At 47.6% G+C, this 25,213-nt stretch carries 25 protein-coding genes, 1 tRNA gene and 2 pseudogenes; 7 read left to right on the top strand and 21 right to left on the bottom strand.

The annotated features are described in order from the left end of the window. Window positions 1-53 precede the first annotated feature (53 nt). From odhB to sdhC, 8 genes are all read right to left on the bottom strand, one after another. Window positions 54-1,232, bottom strand: a complete 1,179-nt coding sequence (gene odhB, locus KCG55_RS06590) for a 2-oxoglutarate dehydrogenase complex dihydrolipoyllysine-residue succinyltransferase (RefSeq protein ID WP_254322444.1) — start codon at window positions 1,230-1,232, stop codon at window positions 54-56. Window positions 1,233-1,331: 99 nt separating this feature from the next. Continuing rightward, entirely contained in the window at window positions 1,332-4,160 is a 2,829-nt protein-coding gene (locus KCG55_RS06585; RefSeq protein WP_254322442.1) for a 2-oxoglutarate dehydrogenase E1 component, read from the bottom strand. Window positions 4,161-4,369: 209 nt separating this feature from the next. Next, complete coding sequence (gltA, locus tag KCG55_RS06580) at window positions 4,370-5,653, bottom strand: citrate synthase (protein ID WP_070583645.1); 1,284 nt, start codon at window positions 5,651-5,653, stop codon at window positions 4,370-4,372. 124 nt (window positions 5,654-5,777) lie between these two features. Continuing rightward, window positions 5,778-6,026 carry a succinate dehydrogenase assembly factor 2 gene (locus KCG55_RS06575; protein WP_003678830.1) on the bottom strand — a complete coding sequence of 83 codons (249 nt, stop codon included), beginning with the start codon at window positions 6,024-6,026 and terminating at the stop codon, window positions 5,778-5,780. Between the two features lie 3 nt (window positions 6,027-6,029). Next, complete coding sequence (locus KCG55_RS06570) at window positions 6,030-6,737, bottom strand: succinate dehydrogenase iron-sulfur subunit (protein ID WP_002241462.1); 708 nt, start codon at window positions 6,735-6,737, stop codon at window positions 6,030-6,032. Window positions 6,738-6,856: 119 nt separating this feature from the next. Next, entirely contained in the window at window positions 6,857-8,620 is a 1,764-nt protein-coding gene (gene sdhA, locus KCG55_RS06565; RefSeq protein WP_004519265.1) for a succinate dehydrogenase flavoprotein subunit, read from the bottom strand. Between the two features lie 2 nt (window positions 8,621-8,622). Continuing rightward, complete coding sequence (gene sdhD / locus KCG55_RS06560) at window positions 8,623-8,964, bottom strand: succinate dehydrogenase, hydrophobic membrane anchor protein (protein WP_254322440.1); 342 nt, start codon at window positions 8,962-8,964, stop codon at window positions 8,623-8,625. After that, on the bottom strand, window positions 8,958-9,335 hold the full coding sequence (gene sdhC / locus KCG55_RS06555; RefSeq protein ID WP_254322439.1) for a succinate dehydrogenase, cytochrome b556 subunit: 378 nt from the start codon (window positions 9,333-9,335) through the stop codon (window positions 8,958-8,960). Before sdhC ends, sdhD begins: the two co-directional genes overlap by 7 nt. A 460-nt stretch (window positions 9,336-9,795) precedes the next feature. On the opposite strand from sdhC, the gene KCG55_RS06550 reads away from it, so the two are divergent. Then, window positions 9,796-10,179: a YkvA family protein gene (locus tag KCG55_RS06550; RefSeq protein WP_254322437.1), complete on the top strand. Its 384-nt coding sequence runs from the start codon at window positions 9,796-9,798 to the stop codon at window positions 10,177-10,179. A gap of 84 nt (window positions 10,180-10,263) precedes the next feature. Here KCG55_RS06550 and KCG55_RS06545 read toward each other — a convergent pair whose 3' ends face one another. The 4 genes from KCG55_RS06545 to dapF all read right to left on the bottom strand — a co-directional run bounded on the left by KCG55_RS06545 (window position 10,264) and on the right by dapF (window position 13,407). Next, window positions 10,264-10,764, bottom strand: coding sequence for a membrane lipoprotein lipid attachment site-containing protein (locus tag KCG55_RS06545; RefSeq protein ID WP_371444493.1), 501 nt, complete (start codon window positions 10,762-10,764; stop codon window positions 10,264-10,266). Between the two features lie 154 nt (window positions 10,765-10,918). After that, window positions 10,919-11,851: a cysteine synthase A gene (gene cysK, locus KCG55_RS06540; protein ID WP_137040291.1), complete on the bottom strand. Its 933-nt coding sequence runs from the start codon at window positions 11,849-11,851 to the stop codon at window positions 10,919-10,921. 105 nt (window positions 11,852-11,956) lie between these two features. Continuing rightward, entirely contained in the window at window positions 11,957-12,559 is a 603-nt protein-coding gene (locus KCG55_RS06535; RefSeq protein WP_254322436.1) for a hypothetical protein, read from the bottom strand. Beyond that, on the bottom strand, window positions 12,556-13,407 hold the full coding sequence (gene dapF / locus KCG55_RS06530) for a diaminopimelate epimerase (protein WP_254322434.1): 852 nt from the start codon (window positions 13,405-13,407) through the stop codon (window positions 12,556-12,558). Before dapF ends, KCG55_RS06535 begins: the two co-directional genes overlap by 4 nt. A 180-nt stretch (window positions 13,408-13,587) precedes the next feature. Here dapF and KCG55_RS06525 point away from each other — a divergent pair, with 180 nt between their 5' ends. Together KCG55_RS06525 and KCG55_RS06520 are read left to right on the top strand one after the other, a co-directional pair. Continuing rightward, on the top strand, window positions 13,588-14,079 hold the full coding sequence (locus tag KCG55_RS06525; RefSeq protein WP_254322432.1) for a NemA protein: 492 nt from the start codon (window positions 13,588-13,590) through the stop codon (window positions 14,077-14,079). A gap of 139 nt (window positions 14,080-14,218) precedes the next feature. Further along, window positions 14,219-14,294, top strand: a tRNA-Asn gene (locus KCG55_RS06520). 261 nt (window positions 14,295-14,555) lie between these two features. On the opposite strand, the gene KCG55_RS06515 is transcribed toward KCG55_RS06520, so the two are convergent. From KCG55_RS06515 to dnaX, 3 genes are all read right to left on the bottom strand, one after another. Then, entirely contained in the window at window positions 14,556-15,080 is a 525-nt protein-coding gene (locus tag KCG55_RS06515) for a hypothetical protein (protein WP_254322431.1), read from the bottom strand. A 229-nt stretch (window positions 15,081-15,309) separates the two neighbouring features. Further along, a complete protein-coding gene (locus tag KCG55_RS06510; RefSeq protein WP_003678854.1) occupies window positions 15,310-15,645 on the bottom strand; it encodes a YbaB/EbfC family nucleoid-associated protein in 336 nt (111 codons plus the stop codon). Between the two features lie 90 nt (window positions 15,646-15,735). After that, window positions 15,736-17,736: a DNA polymerase III subunit gamma/tau gene (gene dnaX, locus KCG55_RS06505; protein ID WP_254322430.1), complete on the bottom strand. Its 2,001-nt coding sequence runs from the start codon at window positions 17,734-17,736 to the stop codon at window positions 15,736-15,738. Window positions 17,737-17,934: 198 nt separating this feature from the next. Here dnaX and KCG55_RS06500 point away from each other — a divergent pair, with 198 nt between their 5' ends. Further along, window positions 17,935-18,648 carry an aldose epimerase gene (locus KCG55_RS06500; protein ID WP_254322428.1) on the top strand — a complete coding sequence of 238 codons (714 nt, stop codon included), beginning with the start codon at window positions 17,935-17,937 and terminating at the stop codon, window positions 18,646-18,648. Window positions 18,649-18,708: 60 nt separating this feature from the next. Here KCG55_RS06500 and mltB read toward each other — a convergent pair whose 3' ends face one another. From mltB to rpsF, 5 genes are all read right to left on the bottom strand, one after another. Next, complete coding sequence (gene mltB, locus KCG55_RS06495; protein ID WP_254322427.1) at window positions 18,709-19,788, bottom strand: lytic murein transglycosylase B; 1,080 nt, start codon at window positions 19,786-19,788, stop codon at window positions 18,709-18,711. Window positions 19,789-19,997: 209 nt separating this feature from the next. After that, entirely contained in the window at window positions 19,998-20,450 is a 453-nt protein-coding gene (gene rplI / locus KCG55_RS06490) for a 50S ribosomal protein L9 (RefSeq protein WP_003678862.1), read from the bottom strand. A gap of 16 nt (window positions 20,451-20,466) precedes the next feature. Further along, window positions 20,467-20,697 (bottom strand): 30S ribosomal protein S18, encoded by a 231-nt coding sequence (rpsR, locus tag KCG55_RS06485; protein ID WP_003678863.1) that lies wholly within the window; start codon window positions 20,695-20,697, stop codon window positions 20,467-20,469. A 6-nt stretch (window positions 20,698-20,703) separates the two neighbouring features. Continuing rightward, on the bottom strand, window positions 20,704-21,006 hold the full coding sequence (priB, locus tag KCG55_RS06480; RefSeq protein WP_254323648.1) for a primosomal replication protein N: 303 nt from the start codon (window positions 21,004-21,006) through the stop codon (window positions 20,704-20,706). Further along, complete coding sequence (gene rpsF / locus KCG55_RS06475) at window positions 21,003-21,374, bottom strand: 30S ribosomal protein S6 (RefSeq protein WP_003686150.1); 372 nt, start codon at window positions 21,372-21,374, stop codon at window positions 21,003-21,005. Before rpsF ends, priB begins: the two co-directional genes overlap by 4 nt. A 245-nt stretch (window positions 21,375-21,619) precedes the next feature. On the opposite strand from rpsF, the pseudogene hscA reads away from it, so the two are divergent. The 3 genes and pseudogenes from hscA to fdx all read left to right on the top strand — a co-directional run bounded on the left by hscA (window position 21,620) and on the right by fdx (window position 24,353). Continuing rightward, window positions 21,620-23,478, top strand: a pseudogene (hscA, locus tag KCG55_RS06470) (Fe-S protein assembly chaperone HscA). Between the two features lie 78 nt (window positions 23,479-23,556). After that, window positions 23,557-23,919, top strand: a pseudogene (locus tag KCG55_RS06465) (TIGR02328 family protein). A 92-nt stretch (window positions 23,920-24,011) separates the two neighbouring features. Beyond that, the gene (gene fdx / locus KCG55_RS06460; RefSeq protein WP_003686005.1) at window positions 24,012-24,353 is read left to right on the top strand and encodes an ISC system 2Fe-2S type ferredoxin; all 342 of its coding nucleotides are present in this window, start codon (window positions 24,012-24,014) and stop codon (window positions 24,351-24,353) included. A gap of 77 nt (window positions 24,354-24,430) precedes the next feature. On the opposite strand, the gene KCG55_RS06455 is transcribed toward fdx, so the two are convergent. Beyond that, entirely contained in the window at window positions 24,431-25,051 is a 621-nt protein-coding gene (locus KCG55_RS06455) for a hypothetical protein (RefSeq protein WP_254323647.1), read from the bottom strand. Between the last annotated feature and the right edge of the window lie 162 nt (window positions 25,052-25,213).

Genomic DNA, 25,213 nt, shown 5'->3' with positions numbered 1-25,213 from the left:
AATAAAAATTCAGACGACCTTTTCATTAACAAATAAAAGGCCGTCTGAAACGATTACAGATCCAACAACAGGCGAGCTGGGTCTTCCAACGCGTCTTTAATGGCTACCAGGGTCAATACAGCTTCGCGGCCGTCAATGATACGGTGGTCGTAAGACAGAGCCAGATACATCATTGGACGGACAACAACTTGACCGTTTTCAACCACGGCGCGCTCTTTAGTGGCGTGCATACCCAAAATCGCAGATTGAGGCGGGTTGATGATCGGGGTAGACATCATAGAACCGAAAGTACCGCCGTTGGTAATACTGAATGTACCGCCGGTCAGATCTTCGATAGCGATTTTGCCGTCTTTGGCTTTTTTCGCGTAATCAACAATTGCTTGTTCGATGTCGGCAATGCTCATTTGGTCGGCATCGCGCAGGATTGGCACAACCAAACCGCGTGGGCTGCCAATCGCGATACCGATGTCGAAGTAGCCGTGGTACACGATGTCTTTACCGTCAACAGAAGCATTCACAACCGGGTATTTTTTCAGGGCGGCAACAGCGGCTTTAACGAAGAAGGACATAAAGCCCAGTTTTACGCCGTGTTCTTTCTCGAATTTATCTTTGTACTTCGCACGCAAGTCCATGATTGGTTTCATGTTGACTTCGTTGAATGTAGTCAAAATAGCGTTTTCTTGTTGAGAAGCCAGGAGGCGTTCTGCAACACGAGCACGCAGGCGGCTCATTGGTACGCGTTCTTCAGGACGTGCGCCGGCAGGAAGTGCAACAGCAGCAGCGGCTGCGGCAGGTTTGGCAGCGGCATTTTGTACGTCTTCTTTCAATACGCGGCCGTCACGGCCGGAACCTTGCAATGCGTTCACGTCAACACCGGTCTCGGCAGCCAGTTTGGCGGCGGCAGGCATAGCGGCGTTGTTTTGTGCAGCAGCAGGAGCGGCGGCTGGGGCTGCTTCGGCAGGAGCGGCGGCAGGTGCTTCAGCAGCGGCAGTAGCAGCTGTATCGATACGTGCCAAAACTTGGTCGGCAACAACGGTTTCACCGTCTTGCGCTACGATTTCAACCAATACGCCGGCTTGTGGAGAAGGTACTTCCAAAACCACTTTGTCAGTTTCGATATCGATCAGGATTTCGTCACGGGCAACTGCTTCGCCAACTTTTTTCTTCCATTCCAAGAGCGTGCCTTCAGATACGCTTTCAGACAGCATAGGTACTTTTACATCAATAATCATTTTGTGTCTCCAATGGCCCTTTCAGACGGCCTGTTGTGTGTTTTTAATTCTGCATATGGGCATTCCGCCTGAGCAGCCTCAGACGGAATGCCACTTGGTTTACAACGCCAAAGCGTCTTCAACCAATTGTTTCAATTGAGCAATGTGTTTGCTTGAGTAGCCCACTGCAGGCGATGCGCTGCTTGGACGACCGGCATAAGACAGTTTTTGCTCTTCGCTGATAACGTCTTCGATGCGGTGGCGGATTTGGTAGAACGCGCCTTGGTTTTTCGGCTCTTCTTGTGCCCAAACCACAGATTTTGCGTTCGGATATTTCGCCAGTTCAGCTTTAACCTCGTCGTATGGGAATGGATACAGCTGCTCAACGCGGACGATAGCAACATCATCTTCCAGTTTACGCTCAGCACGACCAGCTTCCAAGTCATAGTAAACCTGACCGGCACACAATACCACGCGTTTCACGCTGTCATTGCTTGCACGTTCTACGGTATCGCCGATAACCGGACGGAAGGTCGAACCTTCGGTGAAGTTTTCCAGCGGGCTCATTGCACCTTTGAAGCGCAACAGGCGTTTGGACATGAAAATCACCAGCGGTTTACGGTATGAACCCAAGACTTGACGTTGCAAGATGTGGAACATTTGCGACGCTTCAGACGGCATGATGACTTGCATATTGTTCTCGGAACACAGTTGCAACCAACGTTCTACGCGTGCAGAAGAGTGTTCAGGACCTTGACCGTCATAGCCGTGCGGCAGGATGGTGGTCAGACCACACAAACGACCCCATTTGGTTTCGCCTGAAGACAGGAATTGGTCAATAGTCACTTGCGCACCGTTGGCGAAGTCACCGAATTGAGCTTCCCAAATGGTCAGCTTGTCAGGTGCGGAGCAGGCAAAGCCGTACTCAAACGCCATCACGGCTTCTTCGTTCAAAATGGAGTCGATAACCAGGAACTCGCCCATGCCTTCGCCCATATGGCGCAGAGGAACATAAGTACCGTCGTCCCATTTTTCACGGTTTTGATCGTGCAATACTGCATGACGGTGTGAGAATGTACCGCGGCCGGAGTCCTCACCGGAGATACGCACGCCATAACCTTTAGTCAGCAGGCTTGCATATGCCAAGGTTTCTGCCATACCCCAGTCGATGGCTTGTTTGCCGGATGCCATGGCTTTACGCGCTTCAATCACACGTTTTGCAGTCGGATGCAGGGCAAAGCCTTCCGGCACGGCGGTAAACTTCTCGGTAAGGCGCTCAATATCCGCGGCAGGCAAACCGGTTTCGATGTGTTCGCGCCAATCTTTGCCTTGGTATTTGCTCCAGTCGATTTGCGTACGTTGGAAGTTGCTCAAAGTTGTTTGTTCAACATGTTCGCCTTTGTCCAAAGCATCACGGTAGGCTTGGATGTAACCGTCAGCCTCAGCTTGAGTTACCACGCCTTCGGCAATCAGTTGCTCGGTGTACAAAGCACGCGCACCTGGGTGTTGCGATACTTTTTTGTACATCATCGGTTGGGTCAAGGTCGGATCATCGCCCTCGTTGTGACCCCATTTACGGTAGCAGACAACGTCGACCACGATGTCTTTATGGAATTTTTTGCGGTAATCCAAGGCAGCTTGGATGGCAAAGCAAACACGTTCAGGATCATCGCCGTTCACATGGATAACCGGAGCGGAAACCATTTTCGCGATATCGGTACAATGTACGGTTGAACGGGTATCGCGGGTATCGGAAGTCGTAAAGCCGATTTGGTTGTTGATCACAATGTGAACGGTACCGCCGGTGGTATAACCGCGTGTTTTAGACAGGTTGAATGTTGCTTGGTTAACACCCAAACCGATAAATGCGGAGTCACCGTGAATCAATACCGGCAAGACTTTATCGCGGCCGTTTTCGCCCAAACGTTTTTGTTTGGCGCGCGCAGAACCTTCCACTACCGGGTTAACAATTTCCAAGTGTGATGGGTTAAATGCCAAAGAAACGTGCATTGGGCCGTGTGGCGTAGCGATATCGGAGCTGAAGCCCATGTGGTATTTCACGTCGCCGCTAGGCAATTTGATTTCGGCACGGCCTTCAAACTCAGCGAACAAATCGCTGGGTTTTTTGCCCAAAATGTTCACCAAAACATTCAGACGGCCACGGTGTGCCATACCGATGATGACTTCTTCTACACCGTCTTTACCGGCGTTTTGAATCAGGTAGTTCAAACCGGCAATCGCGCTTTCGCCGCCTTCTACACCAAAGCGTTTTTGGCCGACATATTTGGTATGCAGGTAGCGTTCCAGAGTTTCGGCAGCAGTCATTTCTTTCAAGATACGGCGTTTTTGTTCAACGCTGTAGCTTGGCGTAGACAGTACGCTTTCAAAATAATTGCGAACCCAGCGACGCTCTTCGGTATTTGGAATGTAGATGTACTCTACCGCGATATGGCCGCAGTAGGTTTGTTTGAGGTTGCTGATGATTTGGGACAGAGGCAGTTTGCTCTGACCGGAAAAATCGCCCTCGCCCATATTGAACTGAAGCGCCATGTCGGCATCTGACAGACCGTGGAATTTAGGATCGAGCGCTTCGATATTTTGAGGAGGAATACGTTTGAGCGGATCAAGTTGGGCTGCACCCACGCCTTGGATACGATAGGCAGAAATCAGTCGCAAAACGCTGACTTGCTTTTTCATCATTGCCTCATCCACACCGCCTGCGACGGCCGCGGCAATTTTCTTTTTAGCCAAAGTGGCAAATGATTCACGAATCGGTGTATGGGCAACATCGACAGCGACTGCGCCCGGCTGTTTACTCAAATCGGTAAAGTACTGTTTCCATTTTTCATCGACAGATTCCGGATTATCCAGAAACTTTTCATACAACTCCTCGATGTATGGCGCATTAGAACCAAACAGATAAGAGAAATTGAGTTTTTCGTCCATCATGGCGTGAGCTCTTTTCTTTAAAATATAAACAAAGGGTAGAATTCCGTGTTCTCCGAACGGAATTCAGGCCGTCTGAAATGACACTTTATTCTACCCTATTTCAAATCAAATTACCTGCTATCAACTTAATTAATTACGACCAACCTCATTGAAAACGGCAATTCGATTTTTTCAAACGACTTTTCAACAATATATTAATGTATTGTCTATTAGCGTTTATCTACCGGAACGTAATCGCGACGCTCTGCACCGGTATAAAGTTGACGTGGGCGACCAATTTTCAGTGCCGGATCGCTAATCATTTCATGCCAATGAGAAATCCAACCTACACTGCGCGACAATGCGAAAATAACGGTAAACATTTCAGTTGGAATGCCCAATGCGGACAAGACGATACCGGAGTAGAAATCGACGTTTGGATACAGCTTGCGTTCAACAAAGAATGGATCTTTCAGTGCGATTTGTTCCAATTCCATCGCCAGCTTGAATTTAGGACTGTCTTCCAAGCCCAATTCTTTCAAGACTTCATAACAGGTTTCGCGCATGATGCTGGCTCGTGGGTCCATATTGCGGTATACGCGGTGACCGAAGCCCATCAGACGGTATTTACGTTGTTTCACACCTTCCATGTATGCGGCAACATTAGATACATCGCCGATTTCGTCCAGCATCTTCAACACAGCTTCGTTTGCACCGCCGTGTGAAGCACCCCACAGACAGGCAATACCGGCAGCGATACAGGCAAATGGATTTGCACCAGAAGAGCCGGCCAAACGTACGGTCGAAGTAGAAGCGTTTTGCTCGTGGTCGGCATGCAAAATAAAGATGCGGTCGAGCGCGCGAGCCAATACTGGATTAGGTTTGTATTCTTCACATGGTGTTGCAAACATCATGTGCAAGAAGTTTTCAGCATAGGAAAGGTTATTTTTTGGATAATTGAACGGCAGACCGTTGGAATAACGGTAACACATTGCTGCAATTGTCGGGATTTTGGAGATTAAGCGGTAAATCGCAATTTTGCGGTGTTCAGGATTGGCAATATCCAAGCTGTCTTGATAGAAAGCAGACAAAGCGCCAACCACGCCAACCATCATCGCCATCGGATGCGCATCGCGACGGAAACCGCGGAAGAACCAAGTCAGCTGCTCATGCAGCATAGTATGGCGACCGACTGTGGCATCAAATTCTTTTTTCTGTTCAGGGGTAGGCAGTTCGCCGTAAATCAACAGGTAGCAAACTTCCAAGTAATCGGATTTTTCGGCCAACTGCTCGATAGGATAACCACGGTAATACAACAGACCTTCATCGCCATCAATATAAGTGATTTTGGATTCGCAACTTGCAGTTGACACGAATCCGGGGTCGAAAGAAAACAGACCTGTATTTTTAGTCAAAGCACGAATATCAACCACATCATGGCCGATACTTGCTTCCAATACTGGCAGTTCCAAGGTCTCTTGATTTGGGGTGGTGAGCTTGACTGATTTAGACATTCTTAAACTCCTTTGTAAGTTGGGGCTTTCGTTGCCGCCTAAGCAGCACGGTCCTTTTTTTCAGACGGCCTCAGTATGGAAAGAGCTTGTTCGGATTGGCATCACAAACAAGCTCTATAACACGTCATGCCTGTCTGATTTTTTCAAGCATGGGAATCAGGTGTTTCTTGTCCGTCGCCGAATGTCCGTTAATCAAGGCAAGCAACTCTTGGTCTTGAAATTCGAGGATTTCGGAAAATTCGGACAACTCCTGATCACTCAGGTGCTCGAATTCTTTTTCCATAAACCTGCCGAAGATTAAGTCTAATTCCAACAATCCCCGGCGGGTTTGAAAACGGATTTTCCGTTTGGCAATATCATCAAAAACCATCATTTCTTAAACGGCTCGTTTCAACATAATCTCTTTAATCTTACCGATGGCTCGGGTCGGATTCAAGTGTTTAGGACATACGTCTACGCAGTTCATAATGGTGTGGCAACGGAACAAACGGTATGGGTCGTTCAAATTATCCAAACGCTCATTAGTGATGGTATCACGGCTATCCGCAATGAAACGGTAAGCATTCAGCAAGCCAGACGGGCCAACGAATTTATCAGGGTTCCACCAGAATGACGGGCAGGCAGTCGAACAGCAAGCGCACAAAATACATTCGTACAAACCGTCCAACTCTTTACGTTCTTCCTGAGTTTGCAAACGCTCTTTGTCCGCATCGATAGGATTATCGTTGACAACGTAAGGTTTGATGGAGTGATATTGTTTGAAGAATTGGGTCATATCCACAATCAGGTCGCGGATAACAGGCAGACCTGGCAGAGGACGGATTTTAACCGGCTGTTTCAGACCGCGCAGATCGGTCAGACATGCCAAGCCGTTTTTGCCGTTGATGTTCATACCGTCAGAACCGCAAATACCTTCGCGGCAAGAACGGCGGAAAGACAATGTATCATCTTGTGCTTTCAGGCGCACTAAAGCGTCCAAAAGTTTAACGTCGGTTGGTTCCAATTCTAACTCGTAACGTTGCATATAAGGTTTGGCATCAACGTCCGGGTTGTAACGGTAAATTTCAAAACTCATTTTTTCCATGAGAAGTGTTCCTTTTCTCATAAACTGCCCAATGATTTTGTATTATGAATTCAAGCAGTTCAATGTGGGTATGGTTAGGTTTCAGACGGCCTTTAAGGTAAAGGCCGTCTGAAAACTCATCAATAAACGCGTTTAGCCGGTTTGATGTATTCCACGCTCAAAGGCTTGGTATGTACCGGTTTGTAAGACAAAGTATTGGTATCTGAATGATACAGGGTATGTTTCATCCAGTTTTCGTCATCGCGCTCAGGATGGTCGTCTGAAGCGTGTGCGCCACGCGATTCTTTACGCGCTTCGGCGGATACCAAAGTCGCTTTCGCCACTTCAATCAGATTATCCAATTCCAAAGCTTCGATACGCGCGGTATTCCACACTTTGCTCTTGTCTTTGATTTCAGTACGTTTCACGCGCTCGGCAATCTCCATGATTTCTCGAACGCCTTTGCTCAGAATCTCATCGGTACGGAACACACCGGCGTGCAGTTGTACGGAGCGTTGCAGCTCGCGACGCAATGCATCAACATTTTCGCCATCGGTTTGGTTGTCCAAACGCTCGATACGTTGGCGAGTCAACTCACCTGCATTAGCAGGCAGAGGTTTCCAGTCGCTTTGTTCTTTGATGAATTTAATCATGCTGTCGCCGGCAGCTTTACCGAATACCACCAAGTCCAACAGGGAGTTAGTACCCAAGCGGTTCGCACCGTGTACGGAAGCACAAGCACACTCACCTGCCGCATACAGACCTTTTACAGGCACTTCATAATCTTCACCTTGCGGAACGACAACTTCGCCATGATAGTTGGTCGGAATACCGCCCATCATGTAGTGGGTAGTCGGCACAACAGGAATCGGGTCTTTAATCGGGTCGATACCGGCAAACTGAATGGAAATCTCGCGGATGCCCGGCAGTTTTTCCATAATTTTTTCTGCGCCGATATGGTCGATTTTCAGCAAAACGTGGTCTTTGTTTTTACCGCAGCCGCGACCTTCGTAAATTTCCATTGCCATCGCACGGGAAACCACGTCACGGGAAGCCAAGTCTTTTACAGTCGGAGCGTAACGTTCCATAAAGCGTTCGCCGTCGGCATTCAACAGAATACCGCCCTCACCGCGTACCCCCTCGGTAATCAATACACCGGCACCGGCTACACCGGTCGGGTGGAATTGCCAGAATTCCATGTCTTCCAACGGAATACCTGCACGGGCACAAATACCCAAACCATCACCGGTATTCATATAAGCATTGGTAGAAGAAGCATAAATACGGCCGCCGCCACCGGTAGCAAACATCACAGCTTTAGCGTGGAAAATATAAACTTCGCCGGTTTCCATTTCCATGGCGGTTACACCGACTACGTCGCCGTTTTCATCACGAATCAAATCTTGCGCCGTCCATTCCACAAAGAATTGTGTATTGGCACGGACGTTTTGTTGGTACAAAGTATGCAGCATCGCATGACCGGTACGGTCGGCAACCGCACATGCACGTTCTACTGCGCGTTTACCGTGTTCGGCAGTATGGCCGCCGAAAGGACGTTGGTAGATTTTGCCACTTTCCACACGGTCGAAAGGCATACCCATGTGTTCCAACTCAATTACGGCTTCAGGCGCTGCGCGACACATAAACTCAATCGCATCTTGGTCGCCCAACCAGTCGGAACCTTTCACGGTATCGTACATGTGCCAATCCCAACGGTCTTCTTGTACATTACCCAATGAAGCAGAAATACCGCCTTGAGCCGCTACAGTATGAGAACGGGTTGGGAACACTTTAGACAAAACGGCACAATTCAGGCCGGATTTAGACAATTGGAGGGCTGCGCGTAAACCTGCACCACCACCGCCAACAATCACGGCATCAAACTTGCGAACAGGAAAACCCATATTTACCCCCAAATTACTTTAACTGAATACACCAAGCAGCCTACCAACCAAACGATAGTGGCAACATGTAAAAACAAACGCAAGCCGAAAGGCTTAATGTAGTCCATCCACAAATCGCGGATACCTACCCATGCATGCAGGAATACGGCCAAAAAGCTCACTTGGGTAAACACCTTCACCCAAGTTTGATCAAAAAATTCCTGCCATGCCGAATATTCTTTAGGCAACGTAAACAAAACAACCAAAAGAACCACGGTGTACACCAGCATGATGACCGCAGTTGCACGTTGCATTGCCCAATCGCGCAAACCGTAATGCGCACCTGTCAATTTACGTTCTACCATAACAAAGCTCCCAAAACGACGGTCAGAATCAAAGCAGAAGCAAATACAACTTTAGCAGTAGCACGGGCAGTATTTAATTCCAAGCCTTTATGCACATCCAAAAACAGAAAGCGGATACCAGCCAAAAAGTGATGCAGATATGCCCACAACAGACCGATAAGAATCAACTTCACAAACGGATTGGAGATAGCAGAACGATATGCTTCAAACAACGCTTCGCGATCCAGCGTTCCGGAGAAGAAATACAAGAGAACAGGCAGCATCACAAACAAGCCGACGCCGCTGATACGGTGAAGAATAGATACAATCCCCGGTATGGGCAATCGGATATTCGGAATTTCCAAAAATACCGGGCGTGATTTGGCGGACATGGTCAGTTCCTCTAGATTTATTATCAGCTCAAAACCTATAGCTCAGCACTACAATAAGCTACATAAACCATAATTTACCTGTTTTATCTCATTTTGAACAGTGCAATTTATAAATGCTCTAATGATTTTTACCAAAAAACTAATAAAATCAAACAATCATTCTTAGATTTTTTTTGTGTGATTAGCCTTTTTGTTACTTTCCTGCAATTAAGCCATCTCCCCATCAAAGCACTTACGATAACATCATTATGATTTGAGAATTGTATCTATTGCGAGATAAATTCTCATTCTTGATACCTTATCTTTACAAAGGTATAAGCCATTTTTAACTTATTGCCACTGCATTATCACCACTACTCTTACATAGTTATACATTCAAAGACATTTCATCCATCCCTAGATGGACTAAAATACAGTGCGATACCAACAATGTTTCCATACCTTATAAGGAGGCTGCATCATGACACACTCCCCTCATCAAAACACACCCGACCCGGAAGACTACATCCCCTCCTTCCGTCGTCGAAACTTGGACACATCCGGCTTTATGAAAAAACTCGGACGCTTTGCCGGCCGTCTGGGCAAACCTGTCGTCCGTCAACTTTATGCACTTTATTACCTTTGGGAATCTGAACACACGCCCAAACGGGCTAAAATGATTATTGTCGGTGCACTGGTTTATTTCCTCAGCCCTATCGACAGCATTCCCGACCTTCTGATTCCATTTGGCTTCAGCGATGACATTGCCGTCATTGCGTTGGTTTATTCTCAGATGAAAAACTATCTGACCGAAGATATTCAAGAAAAAGCCCAACAAGCGGCTGACAAGCTGTTTGGTTCTTAATTGGATAAAGTTCGACTACACATATATAAATACAAGAAGAAGGCCGTCTGAATATTCAGACGGCCTTCTCGGTTTATAACTTTTTTATTTCAAAGGCTGCATACCCATAACTTCCATCAGGAAGTTGGTAAATGCAGGATTGCTTGGCTTGGTATCCATGTTTTTCCAACGTTGCTGCCAACCGCGCAAAGCGCCTTGGATGTACTGTTTGGATTGCTCGGTAGTAATTTCACCACGTTGGCTGTCAACGGCAGAACGCAGATAAACTTCGTACATACTGTCATCGACAGAGTTGCGTCCCACTTGTTGGATACGGAAACGGTTCAAATATTGGGCAGCCTGAACTTTGGTCAGACTACCTTGGCTCACTTGTGTACTCAAGCGACGTGCTTCATCATGAATCTTGGAAACATCTGCCCAATGCGAAGGAGCCAAATGATAACCGGTAGCTGAAACTTGTGAATCAGCCTTAGGTTTCTTGACGTTGGTTGGTCGAACTGGCACTTCTTTCAATGTTGGAACATAAATCGATTCACAACCGGCAAGTGCCGCCACAGCAAGGATAGGAAGAATGTATTTTTTCATAATGCGCATTATAAGCATGATTCGTTGAAGAAACCAACTTTTGAATAACGGTATTCAAAGCTCATTAACTGAATTACAACAGATTTCATACTATATCTCAAGCCCATACGTAAAAAAGGCCGTCTGAAAACGGCCCTTTAACAACAATCCTATATTATGCCAAATCGGCAAACAGAGGCGTAGAAAGATAGCGTTCGCCATACGATGGCAACAAGACAACAATCAGCTTGCCTTCGTTTTCAGTTTTTTTAGCCAGTTGCAATGCGCTCCATACCGCGGCACCGGAAGAAATACCTACCAAAATGCCTTCTTTTTCAGCCATAGCGCGCGCAGTTTCAAATGCTGCTTCGTTAGGTACTTTGACAATGCTGTCGTAAACAGTCGTATTCAAAACGCTAGGGATAAAGCCTGCGCCCAAACCTTGAATCGGATGCGGGCCTTTTTCACCACCACTCAATACTGGAGAAGCTTCAGGCTCAACAGCCACGATTTGAACTTCGGGTTTGTATTTTTTCAATACTTCGCCCACGCCGGTAATCGTACCACCTGTACCCACGCCGGCCACGAAAATATCAACTTGGCCGTCTGTATCACGCCAAATTTCTTCGGCAGTAGTTTTGCGGTGAACTTCAGGATTAGCCTCGTTATCAAATTGGCGTGGCATAAAGTAAGTATCTGGATGTTCGTCCACCAAAGACTGGGCTTTAGCGATAGCGCCTGCCATACCTTCGGCAGCCGGTGTCAAAATCAGCTCTGCACCGAATGCACGCAACAGCATTTTGCGTTCTTTACTCATGCTTTCAGGCATAGTAATCGCCAATTTATAACCGCGGGCCGCACACACCATTGCCAAACCGATACCGGTATTGCCGCTGGTCGCCTCAACGATAACGGTATCTTTATTGATTTTACCGGCTTGCTCCGCCGCTTCAATCATGGCTTCGGCAATACGGTCTTTCACGCTGCTGCCCGGATTGAAAAATTCAAGCTTAACGGCGATTTGCGCTTTCAAACCCTCAGTCAAACGGTTCAATTTTACCAAAGGCGTGTTGCCGATCAGCTCGGTAATATTATTTGCAATTTTCATTTCCTGCTCCAGATTTAGATGTGATATAGCCTGCATATTAAACTCAGGCCGTCTGAAAAACCAATATCGAAAATTTCTTTCATTATAACTTTTAGTTTGGATAAATTAATATCCGCCCCGTTCAAAAATCAAAGCCATGGCAACCACAGCCTGCATGACAACCGCAACCAACCAACCCATTTGCAGCTGAGTAGCACTAAACAAAGCCGCCGACTGCCTGCACACGACCACGCGGTGCAGATAAAACACCAGCATCAACACGCCCTGCAAAACAAACCAATAAATCGGTTTCAAGGCATAAATTTTCAGCAAGGCCGCCCATGCAAAAACCGCGCCTGCCAATGGCAAGATGAAATAAACCACGCCTGCCAAGAAAACAAAAGCCAAAGTCATGACAACATTGGAAACCGCAAATAAGGTCAAACCGGCATATTCGCCTGCCGACCAAAACTTTTTGTCTTCCGTTTTACTGCAGTCATCGATAAAGAAAAAAATACTGGCGATTGTCAGATAAAAATGAGGGATAAACAAAGGGCCTGTATGCGTAAAGCCCCACATTCCGGGCAACAAGCGCGCGCCTAGTGCCGAAATCCCCAGCCACAACAACACCGCAGCCCAAAGCCATTGAAACCGCTGCGCGCGAAAAATAAATGCCAACGATACCGCAGCATACGCGACGGCAAACCAAAAATCCAAAGAAACCATCATGAATACTGCAACTCGCCTTCAAAAACGGTTTCAGCAGGGCCGGTCATTTGCACATCACCACCGTCTTCCCAACTGATAAACAATTCGCCGCCAGGCAGAGTAACACGCACAGGCGCACCCGCTTTCAGCAAGCCATTACGCACGCCGGCCACCACGGCCGCACACGCTCCGGTGCCGCAAGCCTGAGTTTCCCCCACTCCGCGTTCAAACACGCGCAGGCGGACTGACAATTTATCTTCGACCTGCAAAAAGCCGACATTGACCCGTTCAGGAAACTGCTGGTGCGATTCAATAGCGCCGCCCCAATGCTCTACCGGCGCCGTCTCAACATCATCAACCAAAATCACTGCATGCGGATTACCCATATTCACGCAGCTTACCGGTACAGACTCCAAACCGACCAAGACAATATGTGTCAGCGCATCTTTATTTTCACCATGTGCAGGCACAAACGGAATTTCAGACGGCATGAAACGCGGTTTACCCATATTGACAGTAACCAAACCGTTATCCAACAGCTTCGGCACAATAATCCCTTTGGCCGTTTCGACCAAGATTTCCGTTTTATCCGTCAAACCCTTATCCGCGACAAAACGCGCAAAACAACGCGCGCCATTGCCGCACTGCTCTACTTCCCGACCATCGGCATTGAAAATGCGGTACCGAAAATCGACCGCATCAGAAGAAGGCTTCTCCACTACCAAAAACTGATCAAAACCCACGCCGCGATAACGGTCCGCCCATTGGGCAAGCGGCGCAGCCAACGGATCAAAGTCCTGGTTGATGGCATTGACCACCATAAAATCATTGCCCAAGCCGTGCATCTTCGTAAATTTCAAAGTTTTCATTATTCATTCACATTCTTATTAAATCATTATTTCGGCACATTCTACACCAGAATGATATATCCGTTTCTATCTTGTTTTTCAGACGGCATTGCGCCCTTTTACCAATACTAACACCAGCCACCCTACAAAAATACTATACTTCCCACATTACAAACATTTCTTATTACAAGGATACACATTATGAAAAAAGTTCTCTTACCTGCCCTTTTGGCCGCTTCACTCAGCGCATGTACAGTCGGTACACCCGGCGTTTCCGTCGGCTTAGGCGTCGGCACCAGCATCGGCCGCCATGTCGGCTTGGGTACATCCATCAACATCCCTGTCGGCTTGGACAAAACCAAAACCACCAAAGACACAGATTCGGACGGCATCCGCATCACAGAAGAACAAATCGTAACCTATTTTGATGCGCACGGCACACCCAGCAACAGCGCAGTCAAAGGCGGCTTCCATCGCCAACTGATCAGCAAACGCAACAACGAATATGTCGTCCAAGACTTTTACAGCGACAACAGCCAAAAACGCACAGACCCCTACGTCCTCAGCCGCAGCCAGCTGATGCAGTTCCGCGCCACGCCAAGCAACGGCTCGTTAACCACTTACGCCTACAACGGCACCGTGATGCAGCAGCAAGTGTTCCAAAACGGCAAATTGGTTAACGCCAAATACTAAAGGCCGTCTGAAACGGCTGGAAAGCATGTGAAACTTGATTACAAAATATTTTTAACATTCAAACATTTGAAATATTTTGCACCATTTTCTTAAAAATATTGATTGACACATTTTTTCCAGCCATTATAATACGCCCCATTCCCCGATAGCTCAGTCGGTAGAGCGACGGACTGTTAATCCGCAGGTCCCTGGTTCGAGCCCAGGTCGGGGAGCCAAATTTAAAAAGCCTGAACTTCTGTTCAGGCTTTTTTACATCAATAAGGAACGATTGTTCTGTCCCAAAGAAAGCCCTGAATCCTCATAAGACCTTTGCAAAAGTCTCTATCCGCCAAACTGGCACGCCTTTCGTCCTACCCACTTCGTCTGGCGAACAGGTGCAAACAGCCCGAAACCTTTTTTCAGTCAGGTTTCGGGCTGTTTCGTTTTTTGAATGAACGGCATCTTTTCAGATGGTCTTGTTCATCAAATTTGGCACATTATTTCACACACGGATTGTCTAAAACGACCGAGACATGGCGTTCGGCTTTGTTCATATACGTCATGTGGACTTTCTTGCCTTTGAATTCTGCTTCGATGACGGATTCCAACGAGACAACATCTTGGGGAAAACTGAATTTTTTGTCATTTGCAGCAATGAATTTGACGGGTTTGTCGCGAAACAGCGAGTAGAACGACACGCCTTTATTACCTGCGGTCACAGCGCATTGCGTTTTGCTGTCGGTGGCGATGACTGAGGAAAGCGTATGGGGCTTGTGGGTACGGTCGGCGAAGGTGGTGTAGGAATCATACGATCCTAAGCTAGTCCTTAATACGAAGGTATTGCCAAGCCACTCATGGCTAGTCCTGTCTTCGGGAAGATTTTTCTCGATGGCTTTTTTGCCTGCAAAGAAAGAGCATTCTTTGGTTTTGTGGTTGCAGACTTTTTTAACGCTGAACTGTTTATCCGGAGAAATAATGACGGTTTCGGCGGCAAAGCTGTTTGCGCTTGCTGCGGTAAACATACAACTTAAAAGAAGTGAGCGGATGGGAAGGGACGGTTTCATTTTGTTTGGTGTATCGGTTGGTTTTTAATATTGATTGAGCGGATTTGAATGCAATAAACACTCAATATGCCTGCGGCGGAATAACTGCCGATATGTTGATTTCAATCTGCAAAACAGATAATACGAAGGCCGTCTGAAACTGATTTTTGGCGTTTCAGACGACCTTTGTTTGCTTTGCTGCGTGGGTTTAACGGAAGAAATCGCCCATGCCTGCAGGCAGGCCTTGGGTAAACGCACCCATGGTTTTATTGGTCGTTTCTTCGGCTTTTTCAGAAGCGGCATTGATGGCGGCCAATACCAAATCTTCCAGCATTTCTTTGTCGTCAGCGGCTTCTTGAATCAAATCAGGGCTGATTTCAAGTTTGCGGACAACGTGCGAACACGTCATCACAACTTTCACCAAACCATTGCCTGCTTCGCCTTCAACTTCAGTTTCAGCCAGCTTGGCTTGTGCTTTTTTCATGTTTTCCTGCATTTGTTGAGCCTGTTTCATCAGGCCGCCTAATCCGGCTTTTCCGAACATGTTTTACTCCTATGGGTTTGAATAAATGGGTTTCACTCATGCCGTCTGAAAAACGCTATTGCCTTTCAGACGGCCTTGTATATCAGTATTTTAAGAATGTCCTGCCAACTCTAAAGAATCCGGCAGCCATTGTGCTTCAAAGGTTTGCAAGATTTTCTGCGCCGTTGTATCCGCTTCCAGCAAATCTTGCGCCTGCTGCCGCCCTTCTTCTTGAATACGTTTGCGGCGCATAACCGGCGTTTCCCAGCCTTTATCATCCTGCCAAGGCTCGGTTTGCAGCCTTAAATTGCCAAGATGGTAAGCCTCGCTCAACGTCTGGCAGATTTTATCCAAGCGCTCTTTATTGGCAGTCGCTTTGGCCTCATCCGTCAACGACAGCATGATTAACCCTGCCTCCGCATCATAACTCGTCCATGCCGCATTTTGCGCCAACATCTGCGCCGCGCCTAACTTACGGGCGAAGCGTTCGATGATGCTGTGCCAATTCTCTGTTTTAAACTCAGGCAAAGGAGCGAACTGAAGCTCTTCTTCATCCCCCTCCTCTTCTTCAGGCTCAGCAGACGCAACCGGCTGCGGCACTTCCATCACATCAGCACGGTGTGAATCTTCATATGTATATGCTTCATCAAAATACGGAGGTGGAATTTCCTCATCCATGTGCGGATATTCTTCCGGCTCAGAGGCCGTCTGAACTTTTGCAACAGGCAATGGCTCCGCAGTTTCTTGTATTTGCGCCGTTTGTGTTTGAGGCGTTTCGTCCAATACTTGGCTCGGCATTTCCTCCCAAGGCGGTACATCCGCCTGTTGTTGAACAGACTGAATAGTTTCTTCAGACGGCCTTTCAACGATATCCTGTTTGCTCGGAACGGCCTCTTTCTCAATCGCCGGTGCTGCTATCGGCTCAGATTTCGGCAGCTGAAAAGGCTTTTTTTCGGCCTCAGCTTTCTGATGGTCGGAATGCAAATCCGTGTGTTCAATTTGACTTTGCGTATCGCAACCCGAAGCAGCCAACGGCGCAAATGCAAGCATGCGCAAAAGCGTCATGACAAAACCGGCATACTCGTCCGGAGCCAGCGGCAAATCCTGTTTGCCATGAATAGCACATTGATAATAAAGCTGAATCTGCTCGCCACTCAAAGCCTGACTTAATCGCAGCAAAGTTTCACGTTCAGGGTCGTCATTCGCTAAGGCGGAAGGAATGGTTTGAATCAAAGCCAAACGTTGCAACAGCATGGCCAATTCTGCCAATGCGCTGTCAAAACCAATCGCTCTGGCGGACATTTCCTGAGCTTTTTCCAACAAGGCCTCACCATTTTGATTGATGATTCCTTCAAGCAATTCAAACAAATATCGTTTATCGACCGCTCCGATCATCTGACGGACATCTTGTTCGGCCACTTTACCCGAACCCATGGCAATCGCCTGATCCAAAAGACTCAACGCATCGCGCATCGAACCGGCGGCGGCACGTCCTAAAAGCTGCAAGGCCTGCGGCTGATAAGGTACATTTTCACGGTCCAATACATGTGCCAAATGCTCGGCAACCTGTTGGGTTGTCATGTTGCGTAAAACAAACTGCAAACAGCGGCTCAATACAGTAATGGGGACTTTGTGCGGATCGGTGGTCGCCAAAATGAATTTAACGTGTTCAGGCGGCTCTTCCAAAGTCTTCAGCATGGCATTGAACGCGCTTTTGGAAAGCATATGCACTTCGTCGATGATATAGACTTTGTATTTACCCGCAGTCGGCGCGTATTGCGCGTTTTCCAACACTTCGCGGATATTGTCGATACCGGTATTCGATGCCGCGTCGATTTCCAATAAATCCACATAACGGCCGCTGTCGATTTGCGTACAGCTTTCACACTGACCGCATGGCTCGCCATGCACGGCATTTTCGCAGTTCAAGCTCTTGGCCAAAATCCTGGCAATCGTGGTCTTGCCCACACCGCGCGTCCCTGTCAGCAGATAGGCATGGTGCAGACGGCCTTCGTCCAGCGCGTTGCGCAGGGCTTTGACGACGTGTTCCTGACCGACCAAATCGGCAAAGGTTTTCGGACGCCATTTTCGTGCAAGAACTTGATAAGCCATGTTGTTTCTCTACGGGAAATAAATCGGAAGGCCGTCTGAAAAGAATTATCCGCTCTTCAGACGGCCTCAGAAAATGGCATATATTCTAGCATTTTTTTGATTTTTATTAAGGATTTTCTATCAAACCGACAGCGACAGCATGTCATCGCAATGTTAGAATGCTACATAAATGATAAACAATTTGAAGCTTGAATCATTATGTCTGAAATCATACTACGCAACCAATCAGCCACTATGCAAGTCAATACAATGGGCGGATACATTGATTCTCTGATTTTAAAAGGACGGGAAGTCTTATTTCCGAAAACCAGCGTTCAAGTGGGCGATGACACAAAATTACGCGGCGGCATGCACGTCTGCTTACCCCAATTCGGACCTGACAGCAAAAATCATCTGGCCCAACATGGTTTCGGTAGAACTTCAGACTGGGAAATCCGCCATCAAAATGAATCGGATATCGGCTTGAAATTAATCAGTACAGAAAAAGGCTATGAACACGTCGAATGGTTGCTCGATTACAGCCTGCCTAACGAAAATGAAGCCATCGCCACCCTAACCGTCTGCAATTACGGCGAATCGCCCGTCCGCACATCCCCGGGATTCCACCCCTACTTTACCGCCGCCGGCACACAATTTGATTTCAACGGCGCGCCATACGATGCCGACTATATCTCCCATACCGAATTTGTTTCCTCCGACCAGGATGCACACGTTGCATTTGACGGCTTGAAACTGGATATCCGCACCCAAAATCTGCCTGTGTATGCCCTCTGGAGCGATCGAAACGGCCAATATACTTGTGCAGAGCCAACCGCAGAAGGCAATGCGTTTTTATCCCCTGCCCGAGGCGGACAGTTTGTTTCAGGGCATAGCAAAAAACGTTACGCCATGAAAATCAGACTGACGGCTTAAATTGTTCTGCAAAAGTCATGAATACTTAAAAACCACCCCAAAGGGTGGTTTTCTTATGGCTTACAGGCCATTGTTATTGATTGCATTCGCAATATCACGTACCGCTGTTACATACATACGGCTGTGGTTGTATTGCCATACTGTGTAGAAGTTATTCAGGCCCAAATAGTATTCAAATACACCCGGGCTGGTTTCCAAAGCATACAACACAGCCTTTTCATTATCCGCAACAGCAGCTTGAGGCACCACACCCAAAGCTTTGAAATCCGCAACTGTACGTGTCAAAGCTGTTTTCTCATCGATAATCGCCTGCAAGTGCGGAGTAATCGTCAGACTTACCGGCACAACCATCTTACCGCCTGTCTGCCAGCCATGCTGTTTCATATAATTGGCGACAGAAGCCGCCACATCGCCGACATTATTCCAAATATCGCGATGACCATCACCATCATAGTCCACCGCCCATTTACGGTAGCTTGAAGGCATAAATTGCGGCATACCCATCGCACCGGCATAGCTACCTTTGAAGTCAAAGACATTTTCTTTTTCTTCTTTTGCCATCTGCAGAAGTTCGCTCAACTCGTTTTGGAAAAACTCGGCACGGCGGGGATAATCAAAGGCCAATGTACTCAAGGCATCGGCAACGCGGAAGCTGCCCGTATTTTTGCCGTAATTAGTTTCGATACCGAGAATCGCCACAATCAATTCGGCAGGTACGCCGTATTTGCGTGCCACATCATCGATTACGGCACGGTTTGCCGCATAGAATTGTCTGCCGCCGTTAAATTTGACCGCACCAGAGTTACCGGTACGGAATTCATACCAAGGACGCGAAGTGCTTGGGCGGTACATAATGGTAATAATATTGCCTTTATACACCACGCCATTGAAGAAGTTACGCAATTCTTCCGCACTGAAACGGCGGTTTTTCACTTCATACTGGATAAACTGCTGAACATTGACGTTCTCATTGAAACCGCTGCTGGCAACAGATTCAGCCGCAGCATCAAATACAGGGCGTTTTGCAGAGGAAACAGGCTCAACCGGTTTTGCCGTATCAACAGCAGGCTTTTGCGGGGTACTACATGAAGCCAGAGCCAAAGCAGCCAGACCCATCCCAAAGATTTTGATTTTATTCATAAATAATCTCTTTATTAATATACTATGACAAATCCGAATACGAAAGAATATTCGTCCAACACATCATCTCTCTATGCCAACTGCTATACTTTTTAATCAGCCAAAAATATAGACAACTCGGCACTGATTTGCTTCGGCTCAAGCACATAGACAAGGCCGTCTGAAACCCAAGGAAACCCTTGATTTTCAGACGGCCTTAAATGAATCAATTACTCAGCAGCTGCAACAACAGCAACGGTAATTTTAGCAACAGCGTCAGTGTGCAAAGCCACTTCAACTTCGTATTCGCCAACAGCTTTCAATGGACCATTAGGCAGACGTACGTTTGCTTTAGCAGCTTGGATACCGGCAGCAACAATCGCTTCAGCGATGTCGGCATTGGTAACAGAACCGAACAGACGACCATCAACACCGGCTTTTTGAGCAACAGTAATGGTTTGGCCTTCCAGTTTTTCTTGACGTGCTTTAGCATCAGCCAAGATTTCAGCTTGTTTGGCTTCCAATTCAGCGCGGCGTGCTTCGAATTCTTTCATGTTGGCTTCGGTTGCACGTTTTGCTTTACCGGCAGGAATCAGGAAGTTGCGTGCGTAACCGTTTTTAACGGTAACGATGTCACCCAAGTTACCCAGACCGCCGATTTTTTCTAACAGAATAATTTGCATGATTTAAACTCCAAAATTATTTGTGTTGATCGGTGTAAGGCAACAGAGCCAGGAAACGGGCACGTTTTACAGCAGTAGCCAACTGACGTTGGTAGTGTGCTTTAGTACCAGTAATGCGGGCAGGGATGATTTTGCCGTTTTCAGAGATGAAGTCTTTCAACAAATCAACTTGTTTGTAATCAACTTCTTGGATTTTTTCAGCCGTAAAGCGGCAGAATTTTCTACGTTTGAATGATTGACGAGCCATTGTCGTTTAACCTTTATATTCTTTAATGTTCTGTATGCGTAGTACCGGCTTGGGGAAGCGTTGGCTGCGTTGCGCCAAAAAACCTTCCGACTCGATGATGACATCTTGCCGATACTGCCATTCCTCAGCCTGCTTACCTAAAATCCGCGCAGGAATTTCAAATTTGACCAGACATTTCTGTCCGTTTTCTTCCTGCCAAGACTCATGTTGTAACACAACATCTAAAACAGGAACCCCTGCCGGCGTATATCTCAAAGGCTGAACCTGCAAGATACGGGCGGTAAGCTTAATCAGATTGTTCAATCTTATTCGGCTGCTGCAACTTCTTCAGCTGCACCGTTCAGCAAGTTTTTTGCTTTTTCGCCGCCCAGCATTGGGGAAGCTTCAGTTACAGCGTGTTTTGTTTTGATGGTCAGGTGACGCAGTACGGCATCATTGAAGCGGAAAGCAGTTTCCAGCTCTTCAACCACTTCAGGAGTAGTTTCGATATTCATCAAAACATAGTGTGCTTTGTGGATTTTGTTGATTGGGTAAGCCAATTGACGACGGCCCCAGTCTTCCAAACGGTGGATTTTACCGCTGGCTTCAGTAATCATGGTTTTGTAACGCTCAACCATAGCAGGCACTTGCTCGCTTTGATCAGGATGAACGATAAACACGATCTCGTAATGACGCATGTTATCTCCTTATGGATGATTAAAAACAGCCTTTCACCATGCGAAGTAAAAGGCAAGGCAAAGAGGCTGAATTTTATCCGCATTTCTTAAAAAATACAAGTCCGGATTCAAAATCCACTTTCTTTTCAATTAAAAAAACAACATTAGGCCTTATGGTTATTTCCTAGCAAACCACTCAACTATCTGCCAAAAATCTGCTAAAATCTGCCCATCCTAATAAATACAGCATCAGAAGGCACACAATCATGGCTCTTTTGCAGATTTCAGAACCCGGCATGTCCGCCGCCCCCATCAACACCGCCTCGCCGTAGGCATTGATTTAGGTACAACCAACAGCTTGGTTGCCACCGTCCGCAGCGGCAGCGCAGTCTGCCTGCCCGATTCAGACGGCCGCGCCACCCTGCCTTCGGTTGTCCGTTATTTAGATGGCGAAGTTGAAGTCGGCAAAAACGCCCTTTCTGCCCAAAAAACCGATCCGCTAAATACAATCAGCTCGGCCAAACGCCTGATCGGCCGCACCCTTACCGACCTCGCACAAGAGGCGCAATACCTACCCTATCGATTTACACCCAATGAGCGCGTGGTCGAGTTAAACACCCGTCAAGGTGCGAAAACACCTATCGAAGTATCGGCAGAAATCCTCAAAGCCCTCAAATCGCGTGCCGAAGAAACATTAGGCGGAGATTTGATCGGCGCCGTCATTACCGTACCTGCTTATTTTGACGATGCCCAACGTCAAGCCACCAAAGATGCCGCACGCTTAGCAGGTTTGAATGTCTTGCGCCTTCTTAACGAACCGACCGCCGCCGCAATCGCCTACGGACTGGACAACGCTTCAGAAGGCACGTTTGTCGTTTACGATTTAGGCGGTGGCACATTCGACGTATCCGTATTGCAACTGACCAAAGGCCTGTTTGAAGTGAAAGCCACCGGCGGCAACAGCGCATTGGGTGGTGATGACTTCGACCATCGTTTGTTCTGCTACCTACTCGAACAAAACGACCTCTCCAAACTCAACGAACAAGACAGCCAGCTTCTGCTTTCCCTTGTTCGTACCGCCAAAGAAAAACTGACCACTCAAACCGAAGCCGTCATCGAAACCACACTTTCAGACGGCCATAAAGTTCATACCGTCATTACCCGCCAAGAGTTTCACAACCTGACCCAAAATCTGGTACAAAAAACCATCGAGCCCGTCAAACAGGCTTTGAAAGATGCCGGCGTGACCAAGGCGGATGTCAAGGGCGTGATTATGGTTGGCGGCTCTACCCGCATGTTGCACGTTCAACAAGCAGTTGCCACATTCTTCGGACAAACCCCACTGAACAATCTCAATCCTGACGAAGTGGTCGCACTCGGTGCCGCCATACAGGCAAACGTCCTTGCCGGCAATAAAACCGACGGCGAATGGCTGCTGCTGGACGTTACGCCTTTATCGCTCGGTCTAGAAACCTACGGTGGTCTTGCCGAGAAAATCATTCCTCGCAACTCCACCATTCCTACCGCACGCGCGCAGGACTTCACCACTTTCAAAGACGGTCAAACCGCTATGACGATACACGTCGTACAAGGCGAGCGCGAACTCGTTTCCGACTGCCGCAGCCTTGCCAAATTTACCCTGCGCGGCATTCCGCCCATGGCCGCAGGCGCAGCGCGTATCCGCGTGACCTTCCAAGTGGACGCTGACGGATTGCTGTCCGTTTCCGCACAAGAACAAAGCACCGGCGTACAGGCGCAAATCGAAGTCAAACCTTCCTACGGTTTGGACGACAGCACCATCACCCAAATGCTCAAAGACAGCATGAGCAACGCCGCCGAAGACATGGCCGCACGCGCACGCGCCGAAGCCGTAGTCGAAGCCGAAAGCCTGACCGACGCCGTCAACGCTGCTCTTGAATTGGATAGCGATTTGTTGGAAGCCGAAGAATTGCAACAGATTCAACAAGACATTGCTGCTTTACAAGGTCGTCTGAAAGACGGCAAAGCCGAAGATATCCGTGCCGCCGTTGCCAAACTCAGCCACAGCACCGACAACTTCGCCGCCAAACGCATGAACCGTAATATCCAACGCGCGCTGACAGGGCAAAGCGTTGATAATATTTGATGCCTAAACAGTTTCAGACGGCCTCGAAAGATACAAAGGTCGTCTATCTAATACCCAAAAACCGAAACGATTTCTTTTATGAGACTCTGGCACCAAACCCTCATCCCGCTACTCCCCCGCGCCCAGCTTTTGGGGCAACACCGCGAATGCGCCGCGCTTCGCGGAGCGGGTTGGGGCAGGCCGCATGCGACGGTAAATTATGTCTTCACCCATTCGCCTTACAAGCTCTATCTGTATCACGCATTGATTATGGAAGAGATGGGAAGGCGCGGTTACAAGCCTGACGTTTTATAGAAAGACCCGTTGTATCGCGGCAAAGCCGTTGCCCCATACCACACACACGCAGCTGAAACAGCCACTTCGCCGATTTATGCCGAACATGATGATGCCTACTTGGACGAATGTCTGGAAAATTTAAGAAGTAAAGGCATCATGTTATAAACCCATTTTTCAGACGGCCTGAATATTGAATACCCAAGGCCGTCTGAAGCCGCTTTAACCACAACCACTCTTAAACAACCGAGACAATAAAAATGCCAAAAATTACCGTACTCCCACACGCGACATTATGCCCCGAAGGCGCGGTTATCGAAGACGCACCGGAAGGCCAAACTGTCCTTGACGTACTGCTCGACCACGACATCGAAGTCGATCATGCCTGCGAAAAATCATGTGCCTGCACCACCTGCCACGTGATTATCCGCAAAGGTTTTGACAGCCTGGAAGAACCGACCGAATTGGAAGAAGACCTACTCGACCAAGCATGGGGTTTGGAAGCTGATTCACGTTTGAGCTGTCAGGCGGTCGTTGCCGATGAAGATTTGGTGGTGGAAATCCCCAAATACACCATCAACCACGCTCGCGAAGACCATTAAAACGAGATTTAATGAAAAAGGGCCGTCTGAAACCATGTGCGTTATGGTTTCAGACGGCCTTTTCATTACATCCCAAATTATTCGATATGAGGAAAAATAAAACGCATACGCGAAATCTGCATAGCAGCCACCTTCTGAGTAGCAGAATAATTTTCGATTTTTTCTTGAATTCTGATTTGATGCATATTGCCGTGATGCTTAGGAGCAGATTTTTGAGGCTCGCTTGTCGCCTGCAACTCTTGCTCTGTTTTCAACGCCTCCTCTGCCTCGATGGCCGAAAGTGCAGCCTCATCCCTTACCAAACCGAAACGCTCGATAATGGCATTGGCTTCATCTATATAATGAGATTTGTCCGCGCCATTTTCCAACACCACATCTTCAAGCACGACCGACAAATGCTTGCCGCAATTTTCGATACGCTCTGCGATACGCGAATAAACCATCCAACGTTTCAACCTCAATGCGCCTGCATCGTCATTGGGTGAAGCGGCATCCAGTTTAATTAAGCCATAGTGCTTACCGTAATACAGGCGGAACACAAGTTGCTTCAAACCTTCTGTTTCGTCCAGCATCCGATAAAGTTCGCGAACCAACAGTAGCAAACGGTCAAATGCGCCTGCTTTCGACAGATACTCCGGATCATCTGAAGCAAGCGCGTAAATGAGCTTGGACAATTTGGCGTTGAGTGCGTTATTCATCATTTTTCCTTTTATTTTTACGTGATGGATTTCGTATTAAGAGCCGTTCCAGATGATTTGGTTGCATTGGAATAATGTAAATTATTCATGCGCAAACCATCATTCAAAACGGAATAAAATATATAAAACGGCAAATTCAAAGCGAATGTGCCGTAGTTTTTA

It is taken from the genome of Neisseria subflava, assembly GCF_024205745.1.
In the GTDB taxonomy this organism is placed as follows: Bacteria; Pseudomonadota; Gammaproteobacteria; order Burkholderiales; family Neisseriaceae; genus Neisseria; species Neisseria flavescens_B.
The sequence above is the reverse complement of the archived record's forward strand: the minus strand, read 5'-3'. Positions and strand labels throughout refer to the sequence as shown.